12 protein-coding genes and 9 tRNA genes are annotated in these 15,468 nt (G+C 38.6%); 18 read left to right on the top strand and 3 right to left on the bottom strand.

From position 1 onward, the window contains the following. Positions 1-606 precede the first annotated feature (606 nt). From tolQ to AC27JL_RS16800, 16 genes are all read left to right on the top strand, one after another. Positions 607-1,311, top strand: coding sequence for a protein TolQ (gene tolQ, locus AC27JL_RS16725; protein WP_006794475.1), 705 nt, complete (start codon positions 607-609; stop codon positions 1,309-1,311). Then, positions 1,298-1,726: a protein TolR gene (gene tolR, locus AC27JL_RS16730; protein WP_006794474.1), complete on the top strand. Its 429-nt coding sequence runs from the start codon at positions 1,298-1,300 to the stop codon at positions 1,724-1,726. Before tolQ ends, tolR begins: the two co-directional genes overlap by 14 nt. Positions 1,727-1,730: 4 nt before the next feature. After that, positions 1,731-2,657 carry a cell envelope integrity protein TolA gene (gene tolA, locus AC27JL_RS16735; RefSeq protein WP_487196117.1) on the top strand — a complete coding sequence of 309 codons (927 nt, stop codon included), beginning with the start codon at positions 1,731-1,733 and terminating at the stop codon, positions 2,655-2,657. 9 nt (positions 2,658-2,666) lie between these two features. After that, entirely contained in the window at positions 2,667-4,025 is a 1,359-nt protein-coding gene (gene tolB, locus AC27JL_RS16740) for a Tol-Pal system beta propeller repeat protein TolB (protein WP_010557248.1), read from the top strand. A gap of 34 nt (positions 4,026-4,059) precedes the next feature. Further along, positions 4,060-4,602: a peptidoglycan-associated lipoprotein Pal gene (gene pal / locus AC27JL_RS16745; protein ID WP_487196118.1), complete on the top strand. Its 543-nt coding sequence runs from the start codon at positions 4,060-4,062 to the stop codon at positions 4,600-4,602. A 13-nt stretch (positions 4,603-4,615) separates the two neighbouring features. Further along, positions 4,616-5,365: a tol-pal system protein YbgF gene (gene ybgF, locus AC27JL_RS16750; RefSeq protein ID WP_008131976.1), complete on the top strand. Its 750-nt coding sequence runs from the start codon at positions 4,616-4,618 to the stop codon at positions 5,363-5,365. A gap of 171 nt (positions 5,366-5,536) precedes the next feature. Then, a tRNA-Lys gene (locus AC27JL_RS16755) sits at positions 5,537-5,612 on the top strand. A gap of 59 nt (positions 5,613-5,671) precedes the next feature. After that, positions 5,672-5,747 (top strand) — tRNA-Lys (locus AC27JL_RS16760). Between the two features lie 48 nt (positions 5,748-5,795). After that, positions 5,796-5,871, top strand: a tRNA-Lys gene (locus AC27JL_RS16765). Positions 5,872-5,931: 60 nt separating this feature from the next. Then, a tRNA-Lys gene (locus AC27JL_RS16770) sits at positions 5,932-6,007 on the top strand. Positions 6,008-6,071: 64 nt separating this feature from the next. Further along, positions 6,072-6,147, top strand: a tRNA-Lys gene (locus tag AC27JL_RS16775). A gap of 59 nt (positions 6,148-6,206) precedes the next feature. Continuing rightward, positions 6,207-6,282 (top strand) — tRNA-Lys (locus AC27JL_RS16780). A 40-nt stretch (positions 6,283-6,322) separates the two neighbouring features. Beyond that, positions 6,323-6,398: transfer RNA gene (locus tag AC27JL_RS16785), tRNA-Lys, on the top strand. Positions 6,399-6,477: 79 nt separating this feature from the next. Beyond that, a tRNA-Lys gene (locus tag AC27JL_RS16790) sits at positions 6,478-6,553 on the top strand. A 130-nt stretch (positions 6,554-6,683) separates the two neighbouring features. Further along, positions 6,684-7,724: a quinolinate synthase NadA gene (nadA, locus tag AC27JL_RS16795; RefSeq protein ID WP_008131973.1), complete on the top strand. Its 1,041-nt coding sequence runs from the start codon at positions 6,684-6,686 to the stop codon at positions 7,722-7,724. A 185-nt stretch (positions 7,725-7,909) separates the two neighbouring features. Continuing rightward, positions 7,910-7,999 (top strand) — tRNA-Ser (locus AC27JL_RS16800). A 42-nt stretch (positions 8,000-8,041) separates the two neighbouring features. On the opposite strand, the gene AC27JL_RS16805 is transcribed toward AC27JL_RS16800, so the two are convergent. Both AC27JL_RS16805 and AC27JL_RS16810 read right to left on the bottom strand, forming a co-directional pair. Then, positions 8,042-9,700 carry a GGDEF domain-containing protein gene (locus AC27JL_RS16805; protein ID WP_010557271.1) on the bottom strand — a complete coding sequence of 553 codons (1,659 nt, stop codon included), beginning with the start codon at positions 9,698-9,700 and terminating at the stop codon, positions 8,042-8,044. Between the two features lie 102 nt (positions 9,701-9,802). Continuing rightward, entirely contained in the window at positions 9,803-12,472 is a 2,670-nt protein-coding gene (locus AC27JL_RS16810) for a CHASE domain-containing protein (protein ID WP_487196119.1), read from the bottom strand. A 291-nt stretch (positions 12,473-12,763) separates the two neighbouring features. On the opposite strand from AC27JL_RS16810, the gene AC27JL_RS16815 reads away from it, so the two are divergent. After that, positions 12,764-13,633 carry an alpha/beta fold hydrolase gene (locus AC27JL_RS16815; RefSeq protein ID WP_487196120.1) on the top strand — a complete coding sequence of 290 codons (870 nt, stop codon included), beginning with the start codon at positions 12,764-12,766 and terminating at the stop codon, positions 13,631-13,633. A 56-nt stretch (positions 13,634-13,689) separates the two neighbouring features. On the opposite strand, the gene AC27JL_RS16820 is transcribed toward AC27JL_RS16815, so the two are convergent. Then, a complete protein-coding gene (locus tag AC27JL_RS16820; RefSeq protein WP_010557274.1) occupies positions 13,690-14,079 on the bottom strand; it encodes a DUF2750 domain-containing protein in 390 nt (129 codons plus the stop codon). 214 nt (positions 14,080-14,293) lie between these two features. Between AC27JL_RS16820 and AC27JL_RS16825 the strand changes: the two genes are divergently transcribed. After that, positions 14,294-15,337 carry an alkene reductase gene (locus tag AC27JL_RS16825; RefSeq protein WP_487196121.1) on the top strand — a complete coding sequence of 348 codons (1,044 nt, stop codon included), beginning with the start codon at positions 14,294-14,296 and terminating at the stop codon, positions 15,335-15,337. Positions 15,338-15,468 lie beyond the last annotated feature (131 nt).

Below are 15,468 nucleotides of genomic sequence, written 5' to 3' on the forward strand. Positions count from 1 at the left end.
TTATCCAAATAGAGTAAAACAATGTAATACGACTTAAAATCATATTACTAAGAACAGGACATAATGAAACAGTTTCATTTAATGCGCTAGCTCGGTATGGAAGAATAATACGGAATATCTAAAAATTGTTCAAACTAGAAAATTTGTTTTTTCAGATAAAAAAAACTAATGTATTTAGTTTTGTTGTAGTTTGTAAATTGTTCGTTAAATAACCATATATTTTATAAGTTAATGAAAAATAGTACTTAAGTATATTTTTGTATAATTGTTCGGTATTAGTTTTAGTATTCTGGTAGGTAACGTTAACGTGGTTTTGCGTGTTTATGCATTAATTTTGAATAAATGGCGTGTTTTATGATGTTTATTTATATAATTACGCAGCTGAACCTGAGTTTTTATTTTGTTTGAATAAAAATTTATATAACCAGGCGTAAAAAATAAACAACATAGCCGATTTTTAACGTTTTTTGTTGGCTATTCATAGCAATATCGTTGTTAGTTTGAAATGGACTCGATACACTAGTTGCAACTAAATGACCTTAGTTGCGGTCATAATTGCACAAATCATTACAATTGACGTATTTTGATACTATTTAGGAGTTTAATGTGGGATCAGGGCTTAATTTTTTGGATCTAATTTTAGAAGCCAGTTTGCTTGTACAATTAGTAATGTTAGGGCTAGTTGCCATGTCGGTTATGTCGTGGGCTATTATTTTTCAACGTAAAAAAGCAATCTCTGATGCGCTTTCGAATGCTAAAAAGTTTGAGCAAAAGTTTTGGTCAGGCATTGATTTAAGTAAGCTTTATAACGAAATTTCATCTCGTAGTGCTCAGTCTCATGGTATTGAAGCGTTATTTACGGCAGGCTTTAAAGAATTTGCGCGACATAAAAAAAATACATTTCAAGGCGCAAGCATAGTCATGGAAGGTACGCATCGTTCAATGCGTGTAGCACTGTCACGTGAAATCGAAAAAATTGAAAAAAGTCTATCGTTCTTAGCAACGGTTGGTTCTATAAGTCCTTACATCGGTTTATTTGGCACTGTGTGGGGTATTATGAATGCCTTTATTGCATTGGGTGAAGTAAAACAAGCCACATTACAAATGGTTGCTCCGGGCATAGCAGAGGCTCTAATTGCTACGGCAATGGGCTTATTTGCTGCAATTCCGGCTGTAATTGCTTATAACCGTTTTTCAAACAGTGTTGAAAAGCTTGAATCTCACTACATCAACTTTATGGAAGAGTTTGCTAATATTTTACACCGTCAAGCAGCTACACAAATAGAGGCACAAGCGAATGTATCATCGTAAAAAGCGCCGCCCAGTAGCAGAAATTAATGTAGTACCTTATATCGATGTAATGTTGGTGCTGCTGATAATTTTCATGGCGACTGCGCCACTAATAACTCACGGTGTAAAAGTAGATTTACCAAAAATGGAAGAATCTGATTTAGTTGATACAAAAGATACACCACCAATCATTGCTTCTATTGATGCTGAGGGTAAATATTACGTCAGTGTAGGTACTGATCCAGAGGAACCAATGGAAGCACTCGATGTAGCCGCCGTGATCAAATTGCAGTTAATGAAAAATCCAGATGTACCTGTAATGATTAAAGGTTCTGGTAAAGTTTCTTATCAAGAAGTGTTATTGCTAATGGATTTTTTGAAAAACGCAGGTGTGCCGTCAGTGGGATTGATGACCGAATCCTTTGAGGGGAATTAACTGGATGAGTAGTGCATTAGTAAAATCGGTGGTATTGCATTTAGGTTTGGGCGGATTGTTGTACGCGTCAGCTAACATTCATGCACCAACCCCTAAAGTAATGGAAGTGACGTTAAACACAGCTATACCTGAACCCGACAAAGCGGTTTCTGCGGTAACGGTTGACCAAAAAATGGTTGAGCAAAAAATTGCTGAGCTACAAAAAAAAGAAAAAGATAAAAAGCGTGCTGAAGATAAGCGGATACGTGATTTAGAACGCAGGGCTGCTGATGCTCGCAAACAACGTGAATCTGAGGCTCGAAACATCAAAAAGCTTGAGCGTGAACGCAAAGCTAAAGAGAAAGAAAAAGCACAAGCTGAAGCTCAAGCAAAAAGGGCGCGTGAGATAGAGCAAAAAGAGCGTGCCAAAGCTAAGCAAGCAGAAAAGCAAAAACAAGAGGCCGAAAAGGCAGCAAAAGCGGCTGCAGATAAGCGTAAGCTTGAAGAAGAAGCGCTAAAAAAAGCAGAAGCTGAACGTATTAAGCGTGAGCAAGAAGCTAAAGAGCGTGCAGCCGAAGCTGAACGTAAGCGTCAACAAGCATTACAAGAACAAATATTACAAGAACAACTTGCTAAAGAGCAGGCTGCACGTAGTAAAATACGCCAGCAACAAGTTGCGAGTGAAGTTGACAAATACCGTGCTTTGATTATGGCGCGAATCCAACAAAACTTGTTAATTGATGAAAAAATGAAAAACCAACAATGTCGAGTGAATATTCGTCTTGGCTTTAATGGTTTAGTTACGCAAGTTAAGTCTTTAGGTGGTGATAAGTTAGTGTGTGAAGCCGCGCTCAGAGCGGTTCGTATGGCCGATACATTACCTGTGTCTAAAGACAGAGACGTGTTTGACCAGCTAAAAAATATTAACTTAACAATCAAGCCAGAATTTTAAAGGAATGATATGTTCAATAAACTAAGAGTAGCCTGTGTAGTATTGCTACTAGGGTTTCAAGGCATTGCAAATGCTGCACTTGAAATTGTAATTACCGAAGGTGTTGACGGCGCAAGGCCTATTGCTATTGTGCCATTTAAATACACCGGAATAGGTCCGATCCCACAAAAACTAAGTGATGTAATTGCAGCTGATTTAGTCCGAAGTGGTAAGTTTAAGCCGGTTGATGTTGCGCAAATGCCACAACAACCAAGCGAGGACCAAGCAATTGATTATGCCTCATGGGTTAATCAAGGTGTTGAGGCCGTTTTAGTTGGCCAAGTTGAACAGCAAACCGATGGCCGATACTTAGTCCGCTATGAATTAGTGGATGTAATTCGTGGTCAAATCACAGGTGGTAACACCCAAATGATGTCTAATGGGCAATTAGTAAAAAGCCAAGACCACATTTTAGAAGCCAGAGAAAGCGTTATTTCAGAAAGTGGGTTTCGCCGCTATTCACACCGCATTAGTGATGTGATTTATGAAAAACTAACAGGTGAAAAAGGTGCATTTTTAACTAAAATTGCCTATGTGATTGTGCGTGACGAAGACGATAAGCCGTATCAACTCGTTGTTGCCGATTACGATGGATTCAACGAACAAGTACTTTTGCGTTCTAAAGAGCCGTTAATGTCGCCCGCGTGGTCACCAGATGGTACCAAGCTTGCTTATGTAACGTTTGAAAATCGTCAAAGCCAAATATATATCCAAGACTTATATACAGGTAAGCGAGAAGTGGTAGCCAGCTATCGTGGGATTAATGGTGCGCCGCAGTTTTCACCTGATGGTAAAGAGCTTCTATTGGTCCTTTCAAAAGATAAAACAGGTGCAACAGAAATTTATTTACTAAACCTTGCAACGCGTAAAGAAACACGCCTAACAAACCACCGTAGCATAGATACTGAACCATCTTGGTACCCAAATGGTCAAGATATAGTGTTTACCTCGGAAAGGGGTGGTAATGCTCAGATTTATAAGTTAAATTTAAAAACTGGCAGATCAAAGCGCCTAACGTTTGATGGCGATATGAATCTTGCAGGGTCAGTTACGCCTGACAGTAAAGAATTAGTGATGGTTAATCGTACGAACGGTAAGTACCATCTTGCTAAAAAAGAGCTAGCTTCTGGCGCGTTTCAAGTATTAACGCGAACTCGCTTAGATGAATCACCGAGTATAGCGCCAAATGGCTCGATGATAATATACAGCACGCTCCATAATAACAAACAGGTACTGGCGTTAGTATCGATGGACGGCCGCTTTAAAGCACGATTACCTGTGCTAGACGGACAAGTAAAGGCGCCAGCTTGGTCGCCATATTTACAGTAATGTTACTGGTTTACTCAAAATAGGAATCTACTCAATGCAACTTAATAAAATACTTAAAGGCCTGCTAATTGCTGTGCCAGTAATGACATTAGCAGCTTGTAGCTCGTCTTTAGATATCGACGAAGGTGCTGCAAACCAATCTAATCAACCTGCTGTTGAGCAAACAACTAGCAACGATACAGTTGAAGTAGCAACAATTTCGCCTGAAGAACGTGCTGAAGAACAACTTCGTCAAAAATACGAAGCACTTCGTCAAGAGCAAGTAATCTACTTTGATTTTGATAAAGCGACAATTGAAAGCAAATATGCTGATTTACTTCGCGCACATGCTGACTTTTTAGTAAAAAACCCATCGGTTAAAGTATTAATTGAAGGCCATGCAGATGAGCGTGGCACGCCAGAGTACAATATTGCACTAGGTGAAAACCGTGGTCAGTCAGTTGAAAAATACCTGCTAAGCTTAGGTGTATCAGCTAGCCAAATGTCAGTAGTGAGCTACGGTGAAGAAAAACCAATGGTTAAGTCTCGCACTGAATCAGCTTTCGCTAAAAACCGCCGTGCGGTATTAGTTTACTAAGATAAGAGATATTATGAAGCCGAAAATTATTTTGGCAGCAATGATATTGAGCGGGAGCACCCAGTTATGGGCTGCTCCCGCTCCTGTTTCAGAAGCTGCGAGTTCACAGTCAAGTATTGAGAAGCGCTTAGCGTCGTTAGAAAGTATGATGCAATCGCGTAATTTCTTGCAAGCCGAGTTACAACAGCAACTTAATTTACTTCAAGATGAAGTAAGTCAAATTCGCGGAGTGACGGAAGAGCAAAGCTATAAACTAGAAAAAGTACTTCAGCGTCAGCGTGAGCTTTATCAAGAGATTGAAAACCGTGTTAGTCAAGCGTATTCACAGCCTGCAGCAGTCCCTGCAACCGACTATGCACAACCTAATGACTCACAAGCATATAGCAGTGATTTATCTGAGAATGAGGCTTACGAGCGTGCTGTTGCACTTATAATGAAAGATAAACGCTACGACCAGGCTATTCCAGAGTTTCAAACGTTCTTAAAAACATATCCAGAATCTGTGTATGCGTCAAACGCACACTATTGGTTAGGTCAATTATTAACAATTAAAAACGATGGGGTTAAAGCGGTTGATCACTTTAGAGTGGTTGTAAACGAATATCCAAATTCAAATAAACGCCCAGACGCCATGTTAAAATTAGGCACGCTTTTAAAAGAGCAAGGACTGACAGACGAATCGTTAAAAATACTTAACGAACTTGTTACGCAGTACCCAAGTACAACGGCTGCAAAATTAGCCACAGATCGCCTGTCTAATTAATTGAATCAGCTTGATTAGACTGCTTTTTGTCATAAGCGGTCTAAAATTGGTCAACTAGGCATAAAAACTTAAAAAAAGAGACAATTTCGGTTGCACTCATTTTATAAATAAGTATTATAAGCGCCCGCAGCAAACGAATGGTTACCCCACTCAAAATGTTGCAAAAAGAGCGGGTCATTAGCTCAGTTGGTAGAGCAGTTGACTTTTAATCAATTGGTCGATGGTTCGAATCCATCATGACCCACCATTTTAAAATGGTCTTTTATCGGCGGATTTACGTAGTATTCAAAGTTGTAAAATTAGAGCGGGTCATTAGCTCAGTTGGTAGAGCAGTTGACTTTTAATCAATTGGTCGATGGTTCGAATCCATCATGACCCACCATTTTTATAATGGTCTACAACAACTTTAATACAGCAGTTATACCAGAGCGGGTCATTAGCTCAGTTGGTAGAGCAGTTGACTTTTAATCAATTGGTCGATGGTTCGAATCCATCATGACCCACCACTTTTAAAGTGTCTGGATCGGCGGATTTACGCATTTATATTATTGAATAAGTTTATGAGCGGGTCATTAGCTCAGTTGGTAGAGCAGTTGACTTTTAATCAATTGGTCGATGGTTCGAATCCATCATGACCCACCACTTATTTTTAAGTGGTCATTTACTAAAGCATTAATTGCAATCAATAATTTAAAAAATATAGAATGGGTCATTAGCTCAGTTGGTAGAGCAGTTGACTTTTAATCAATTGGTCGATGGTTCGAATCCATCATGACCCACCATTCTATAACACTCTAATCGGCGGATTCACGCAAGTAAGCTTTTAAGTTTATATTTGAGCGGGTCATTAGCTCAGTTGGTAGAGCAGTTGACTTTTAATCAATTGGTCGATGGTTCGAATCCATCATGACCCACCATTTTCATGGAAATATATATTTATTAGTTAACACCAAGAGCGGGTCATTAGCTCAGTTGGTAGAGCAGTTGACTTTTAATCAATTGGTCGATGGTTCGAATCCATCATGACCCACCATTTTTGCTTTGTAAGTAAAAACTGGAACATCGGCGGATCTACGCAAACACTATCTTTTTAGTACGTACAATATTAGAGCGGGTCATTAGCTCAGTTGGTAGAGCAGTTGACTTTTAATCAATTGGTCGATGGTTCGAATCCATCATGACCCACCATCTTCTACATTCTTTTTTAAAATCCCATTCTGTTTTTTTATAAACAAGCTTAAGCAGTTTGCTGTTATTTATGTTTTTATTCTCGTATAATTCGCCGTAATTTATACACTGTAAATAAGTGGTCGAGAACATGAGTTTAGCGCAAACTATTATGCCTGAAGGCTATATTTTCCCTCCAAAGCCAGCACCGTTAACAAACGACGAGCAAGGCGAATACAAAGCACGTATTAAGCAATTACTTAAAGATAAAAACGCGGTACTCGTAGCGCATTATTATACTGATCCTGAAATCCAAGCCCTTGCCGAAGAAACTGGCGGTTGCGTTGCCGACTCTTTAGAAATGGCGCGCTTTGGTGCAAGACACGACGCTGATATGATCATCGTTGCAGGCGTTCGTTTTATGGGTGAAACTGCTAAAATTTTAACGCCAAACAAAACGGTTGTTATGCCAACACTTGAAGCAACATGCTCGCTAGACATCGGTTGTCCGATTGATGAGTTCTCAGCATTTTGCGATCAGCACCCTGATCGTAAAGTGGTGGTGTATGCAAACACCTCTACAGCGGTTAAAGCCCGTGCAGATTGGATTGTAACCTCATCGTGCGCGCTTGAAATTGTTGAGCACTTAGACGAGCAAGGCGAAAAAATCATTTGGGGCCCAGACAAGCACCTAGGCAGCTACATTCAAAAAAATACCGGCGCTGATATGATCATGTGGAATGGCGCATGTATTGTTCACGACGAGTTTAAAACTAAAGCATTGAAAGAGTTTAAGGCACTGCACCCAGATGCTGGCGTTTTAGTTCACCCAGAGTCACCTGCAGAAATAGTTGCACTTGCTGACGCCGTTGGATCTACAAGCCAGCTCATTAAAGCAGCGCAAACAATGGCGAATAAAAAGTTTATTGTTGCGACTGATCGCGGTATTTTTTATAAAATGCAACAGCTATGCCCAGAGAAAGAGTTCTTTGCCGCCCCTACGGCTGGTGAAGGCGCTTCTTGTAAAAGTTGTGCACATTGCCCGTGGATGGCAATGAATGGCTTAAAAGCGATTGAGGAGGCCTTAATAGACCCTCAAGGTAAAGAAGTATTTGTAGATATGGACTTGCGTGAAGGTGCACTTAAGTCACTTAACCGCATGCTAGACTTTACGGCGAGTATGGCTAAATAGTTTTTAGCAAATGTAAAGTAACTAGACTGATATAAAAAACGGCTAAGCCTTATGGTTTAGCCGTTTTTTATTGAAAAAGTAAATAACTGCACGATTAATAGCCATTCAACAGTACATATTTAAAAAGGCCTTGCACCTGCGTAACCTATTTCATACTATAACGCGCTGTTGCTAGGCAACACCGTGGAGGAATGGCTGAGTGGCTGAAGGCGCACGCCTGGAAAGTGTGTTTAGGTTAATCCCTAACGAGGGTTCGAATCCCTCTTCCTCCACCATCATTCAATATCAGGACGCCTTTGGGCGTCCTTTTTTGTGCTTTAAATCTGCTGGGTGGTATTGTGGTTAGTAGGCGTATTATTTTTACGAGCATATTTTGCCGCATACATTCTTTCATCAGCTAAAGTAAAACATGCTTTATAATCTGTGCACTCACTGCTGCTAGCAATGCCAAAGCTTAAACCAGATTGCGGCCACGTTTGCTTTAGTTGAATATGCGCTTTATTAAGTGCTTTAGATGTGTTGTCTGCCAATTTTTCTAGCTCGTTTAACGACGAAGCACAACACAAACATATAAACTCATCGCCTCCAGTTCTATACACATCTCCTAGGTTGGCCAGTTCTTTTTTAATTAATTCAGTGACATTGATAAGTAGTTTGTCGCCACTGGCATGCCCTAATTGATCGTTTATTGTTTTCATACCATCGCAGTCAATAAATACTATTAAGTAATAATGACCTATGGAATTTAGCTTTTCTTGTAGTAATAAACGATTGCCTACTTTTGTGAGTGGGTCAATACGTGATTGCTCAAGGGCATTAATATAATCGTTTTGCTTTATTTTCAGCCATTCGGATAATGAAAGTAATATACAAATACAATCAATAGCGAGGGCAACAAGCACCCAAAGTTCAGCTGAAGCCGTTACGAATAAATTAAGATGAGATAAAATAAAGACAACAAGTGATAGGCTGTAAACAATATTACCGGTTAAAAAGTACTTTGCTCTAAAATCGTTTAAGCTCAACATTTTAAAGCCGAGCACTAACGTTAGTACCACCCATATTGCTGCTAAAGTGTGTGCTAAATAAAATACCCAATGAAAGGGTAGTACTAGGTTTATAAAGCCACTAATAAAAGCGACATAAGAAAAATACTTTAAAAATTGGCTTATTCGTGTTTTTTCAACCGTATGAAAATTAAATAAGTAATAGGCAAAGGCGCTGGCTGAAGATATCGCAAACGAAAAAATATACATACCAAAATAATGTGAGTTTATGCTTTTAAAGCTGTAAAACACGCCAAAAACCCCAGCCGCAAACGCCCAACCAATTCCGTGTAAGCCAATATAACCTGCACAATATAACGCAACGTTTTGACCTGTTTTTAAATAAAGAATGAATGCCATGCAGGCAAGGGTGAGCATAATGGTGATGGACATTATACTGAGTGAATTTATAAAAAACTGCTGGTATATAAATGTAGGCTCATCTAAAAAGGTTACACTCACTGGTTTGGCGTAATGACGTGCATTTAAATAAAGCCACAGTACGCCTTGAGAATTTGTTTCTAGGTTTAATTGAAACGCTTGTCCATGCATTATAATTGCTGACTGCGACAAACAACCCTGAGAAAAATCAGCAATTAAACGAATTCCCTGTGTATCTTGCCAATAAGCAAAACCACCATCTAGGTAGTTTGCTTGGGGTAATACAAACCAGCGTTCTTCATTCAGAGTCGACAGTGGTATTTTAGCAACAGCGGGTCCACGCATTTCAGATAAAGAAACAAGAGGGCTTTGCTTATTTTGATATGCACTGATTATTTGTTCACCCGAAACAGGTGACTTTATATTAACTTGTTGCCAAATAGCTGGCCCAATTTTTTTAATTTGTTCATCATTAAGCGATTGAGCTAATGTACTAAAAGACAATAGGGTCAACAATATACATAAATATAAACTAAATAATCTAAGCATACTCCCCCTTTAATTTGCTTATGTGCTTATGTAAAAAATACTTTATAAGTATTTATATAACCATTTAATACCCAATATGTCAGTTTTTAAGGTATTTCGGCTTTAGCTATTTTTAATATGTAATGCGTTTATTAGTTTTTGTTTTTCAATAGGTTTTGATACGTACCCATCAAAAAACTGTTCATAAAGTTGCTTTTGTTCAGAGAGCACATTGGCTGTAAGTGCAATGACTGTTTGTGATGCATCTATCCTTTTTATGGCTTTACACGCTTCAAAGCCATCCATTTTTGGCATTTGTATGTCCATTAAAATTATATGAGGTGATAGCTTTTTGTATAAGTCTATTGCTTCATAACCATTATTAGCAATGACTAATTTAGCACCTGTAGGCTCAAGAAAAGAGCTCACAATTATTTGGTTAATTTTATTATCTTCAGCAATCAAAATAACTTTATTACTTAGATCGGGAAAATCTAAATTTTCAGTATTATCATTGCTTGGTATGTTGTCAGCTTGTTCTAACGGTAGGTATATATAAAACTGGCTACCAACACCTTCTTCGCTTGTTACTTTTATGTCACCGTCCATAAGGTTTATAAGCGACTTCGTAATTGGCAATCCAAGCCCTGTTCCACCATATTCACGCGTGGTTGAAGACTCTGCTTGTTCAAATCTCTCAAAGAGCCTGTTTACAACATTTTTTGGAATACCAATACCTGTGTCTGAAACAATAGCGCAAACTTGTTCATCGTCAGTTAGTTTAAACTCAACCGTTACACCTCCTTTGTGTGTAAACTTAATTGCGTTGTATATTATGTTTAAAAACACCTGCCTTATTCTTACAGCATCACCACGCCAGTATTTATGATGAATCGTTGATTTAAATTTTAGATAAATATTCTTTTCTTGGGCAGGTACTAATAAATCAGACTCTAAATGATGAATTAATTCGTCCAGCTCAAACACCTTCTGCTCAAGAGAAAGTTTACCGGCTTCGATTTTAGAAAAATCCAGTATATCGTTAATAATAGTGGTTAATGAGCGAGTAGAGTAGAGTGCTTTTTTTAAGTAGTCTGTTGATTTATCATTCATCGGTTGCTCTTGCAGTAACTGCAGAGTACCTAAAATACCATTCATGGGTGTACGTATTTCATGGCTCATGTTTGCTAAAAATTCAGATTTAGTCTTAGAGCTTTGCTCTGCGAGTTCCTTTGCATGAGCAAGCGCGTGCTCGTGTTTTATTTGCTGGGTTAAATCAAACGCAATGCCTAAAAAACCAACAACTTGAGCTCTGTTATTCAATAGCGACGTAACACTTAAGCTCACTTGAATATGCCTACCTTTAGAGTCTACATAGGTCCATTGATTAACATCGGGTTCTGTGGGGGTTGCTTTTACAATTAATGTTTCAAATCCAGGACTCACTATTTTATTGAGCTCAATACTCAGTTGTTTTGCTTTGCTTATCAGTTCTGTTTCTAAATGAAATATGCCACAGGTTTTTTTACCCACTACATCAAATGCCTTGTAGCCCAGTAACTTCTCTGCGGCAGGGTTAAACTCGGTGATTAAACCGTTTATGTCGGTAGCTATAATAGAGTAGCTAGCACTGTCTAAAATACTACGCTGTAACATACTAATATCAGCTATTTGCTGAGTTCGCAGTTTTACATCGGTTTCTAGTTTTAAATTGGCTTGTTCAAGAATATTTTTATGTGCTTGTTCGGCTTCACGTCTTAAATTTTCTTTTTGGGCTTTTCGAAAAAATTGTAACTGTATTGCAAGCACAATTAACATAGCAATGAGTGTTAAAAAAATACCATTCACGAGTGCTTGATACTGATAGGGCAAATGCAGGTTTTCTACAAACGCGTAAGAGCCATGCAACGTTATTTGCCACTCACGACCAATCACTTTAGTCACAGTGGATACTTTAAATTCAGTGTTATTTGCTGGATTGCCGTATGTAAAAAAGGCCACATCGGTTGCATCGTTGAGATCGCTAATGGTTAAGTAGTTTTCATCAATATCAAATAATGAGTTTAAAATATTGTCTATAAGCAAAGGGGAGTATGCCCAGCCATGCAGTGCTTCAAGGCGTTCATCGTTAGATGTAGGAGTGATCTTACTCTTATAAATAGGTAATAGAATCAAAAAACCATGGTGAGCTTTCTGATCTGCTTGGACTAACGTAATAGGTGCAGATAATTGCGCATTATCTGCAAAAACTGCGCTTAATGCTGCACGTTTACGAATAGTTTCTGAGCCAATATCTAACCCTATTGCTTGTTTATTACCACTTTCAGGAAAAATATATTGGATCACAAAATGATCATTTTTATTTTCAGTAAGTGTTTTAAAATTAAATAGGCTATCGGGGCGTTCGCTTTGTGCTTTATTTATAAACTCGGCAAGTTCGTTATGTGTTACTTTTTTTATGTACCCAACGCCGTTAGCACCAGGAAACTCTTGGGCGTAATCTCTTGCGTTTGAATAACTCTTAATTGCGGTGTAGTTTAAATTTTCTATTCCAATACCCTGTATAAACCCTTTGAGGCCAAATAACCCGTATTGATATAACTCCATTCTGTTATTTATGCCTACGGATAAACTGGTTAACTTGCTATTTAGCGCAGCTGTTACTTTTGAGTCTAAGGTTTGTTGATGCTGAATTTGTTGAAAGTAAGTTAAAACAATACCTGTAGTGAGGATTACAACCTGAAGTAAAGTACTTAATAGCACCCCTTTATTAGCTCTACTTTGCAAAGCCATTTAGCAATCCTTTTGTATGGTATTTTTTGAGACTGTATTATTACCTAAGAGCTTTGAATATAGCATTTAATAGTTAAGTTACAAGCTAATAATTAACTAAACTCTTTGTTAAATAGTACGTTGCTTAATACTTTTATTTAGCGTGGGTTCTCAGCTAATACCGTATTTATAGGTATTTTTGTAATGAAAAAGGCTTTCTCTTAATCTATGCGTTAAAGCTTGCTGGTGATTTTTCGAAGTTTATGGGTAATTGTGTTACAACAATTAAATACAAAAGTTTTGGTTCATAACATGTACTCACTTTCACAATGGCAATTAAGCGGTCAATTTATAAATATAAACGGGCATCAAATTTTTACTAAAACGGCAGGGAATACACATAACCCCGCGCTTGTTTTAATTCACGGTTTTCCAAGTGCAAGCTGGGATTGGGAAGGTATGTGGGATGAACTCAGTAAACACTACTTTTTAGTGACACTTGATATGCTTGGTTTTGGGCTTTCGGATAAGCCATTTAAAGCGGATTATAAAATTGCAGAGCAAGCTGATTTATACACACATTTTTTACAGCGTTTAAATATAAGTAATGTACATATACTTGCCCACGACTATGGCGATACCGTTGCCCAAGAGCTATTAGCGAGGCAAGTGGCTAATCAAAGTGAAGTACATATACACAGTGTGTGCTTTTTGAATGGCGGGTTGTTTCCTCAAGCACATAAACCGATATTTATACAAAAGTTGTTACTTTCAAAGCTGGGCTGGATAGTCCCTAAGCTAATGAGTAAGCAAAAGTTTGCCAAAAATTTAACCTCCATATTTGGTGCAAACACGCCACCCGCACCTGTAGTTATAGATACGCTTTGGGCGCTTTTAAATCGCAATGATGGTTTACGTGTTATGCCAAAGCTAATTAATTACATTACACAGCGAAAGCAAAACGAGCAGCGCTGGGTTACAGCAATTATTAATAGCGATATACCGGTTACATTGATTGCAGGTGAGCAAGACCCAATATCAGGAAAACACATGCTCGAACAGTATGAAAAAATAATACCTAATGCCCGCACACAAGGCTTTGCTGAGCTTGGGCACTATCCGCAAGTTGAAGATGCTAAGGCAATCACTCAGGCATATTTAAATTTTAGAAAGCAGGTATAAAAAACGCGGCTATTGTAAAGCCGCGTCCATAAACTAAATAAAGTTATGCTAGTTACTTAGTATTTTTTCTTTGGTGCTTTTAGTTGCCTTTCAAATTCATCAGGAAATAAAATAGTGCCGTCGTCTTCCTCTGTCGGGAATACGGCAATAAGTAAGTCGTCTTCTTCAAGGCCGGGTGTCCATCGGCTGAACCAGTCATTAGTAGGGATTGCTTTAGGTGTGCATCCTTCCCAGTCGCCCGTTGCCCATGCTTGTGCAAATTCTCGTGTAGGCCATACAGGCACACAATCGTCATCTTCGTTAGTAAGCATTACACAGCCGTCGTCGTCATTTAAAATCCATACTTGCTTGTACTGTTGTACGGTTTCAAACATAAAAGCGAGACGCTTTTTGGCTCCAAGGCCTAAAATTACGTCGTGTTCTTCGGTTGCATTTACGCGTGTCATGATGGGCTCACTTTTGTTGCGGTCAATTTATATTTATAGCGTACAAGTATATCGAGTTATGTGACACCGTGTTGAAAACTTCACAATTATTTTTGTTATTTAGATCTGTTTTATGGGTTAGTCAGTATATTTTGAGCAAACATTCAAAATTGATCTTGAATGTTGCCTAAATGGCCGCACTTAGTATGCATACACTTAATCAAGGATTTATAAAATGAACACAGATTTACTTACACCATATCGATTAAATGACACGATTGAACTTAAAAATCGTGTATTAATGGCACCGCTTACACGTTGTATGGCTGACGAAAATTTAGTGCCAACGCAAGATATGGTTGAGTATTATGCTCGCCGCGCAGACACAGGTCTCATTATTAGCGAAGCGACAATTATTCGCCCAGACGGGCAAGGTTACCCAACTACGCCTGGTTTGTTTACACGCGAGCAAATTCAAGGTTGGAAAAAAGTGACCGACGCTGTGCATGCAAATGGTGGTAAAATGTTTGCTCAACTTTGGCATGTTGGCCGTGTTGCGCACCCCCACTTTTTTGATGGTGAAGTACTCGCACCTTCAGCAATTGGCGTAGAAGGTTCGGTACCCCGCATGCGCGAGCTGACTTATATAACACCAAAAGCGGCAACCATTGATGATATTAAATCGTTAATTGCAGATTTTGCCAAAGCCGCCGAAAACGCAATTGAAGCCGGTTTTGATGGTGTAGAAATTCATGGCGCAAACGGCTATTTAATTGATCAATTTTTACATTATGAAGCCAATGTACGTGAAGACGAGTACGGCCAAACACCGCAAAACATGGCTCGCTTTGCACTTGAGGTTACTGATGCAGTTATTGCTGCAGTAGGTAACGAGCGTACAGCACTGCGTGTAACACCTGGCGCCTACTTTAATATGAGTGAAGATAACCGCGACAAAGCGGTATTTGACTACTTACTACCTGAACTTGAAAAACGAAACCTTGCTTACTTGCACGGTGGTATTTTTGACGACAGCACAACATTCGAATCGCTAGAAGGCAAAACTACATCAGAGTTTTTACGTGCGGGATACAAAGGAGTACTTGTTGGTGTTGGTAGCTATAGCTTTGAGTCAGCTAAAGCAGCAATTAATGAAGGTAAGTTTGATTTAATTGCGATTGGCCGCCCGCTAATTGCAAACCCAGATTATATTAGTAAAGTATCAAACGGCGAAGAGTTAGTGCCTTACAGCGACGAGATGCTTGCTGAGCTTAAGTAATTTGTAGTAATTAAAAAAAAAGACACTTAATAGCTTTATTAAGTGTCTTTTTTTTTACATATTTTCGCCATTATTTTCTCATATTTGTTTAATCTTTATGTCAATAAAACAAAGCGTTATTGTCATATTTA

It is taken from the genome of Pseudoalteromonas sp. 4NS20-0020 (assembly GCF_057554385.1).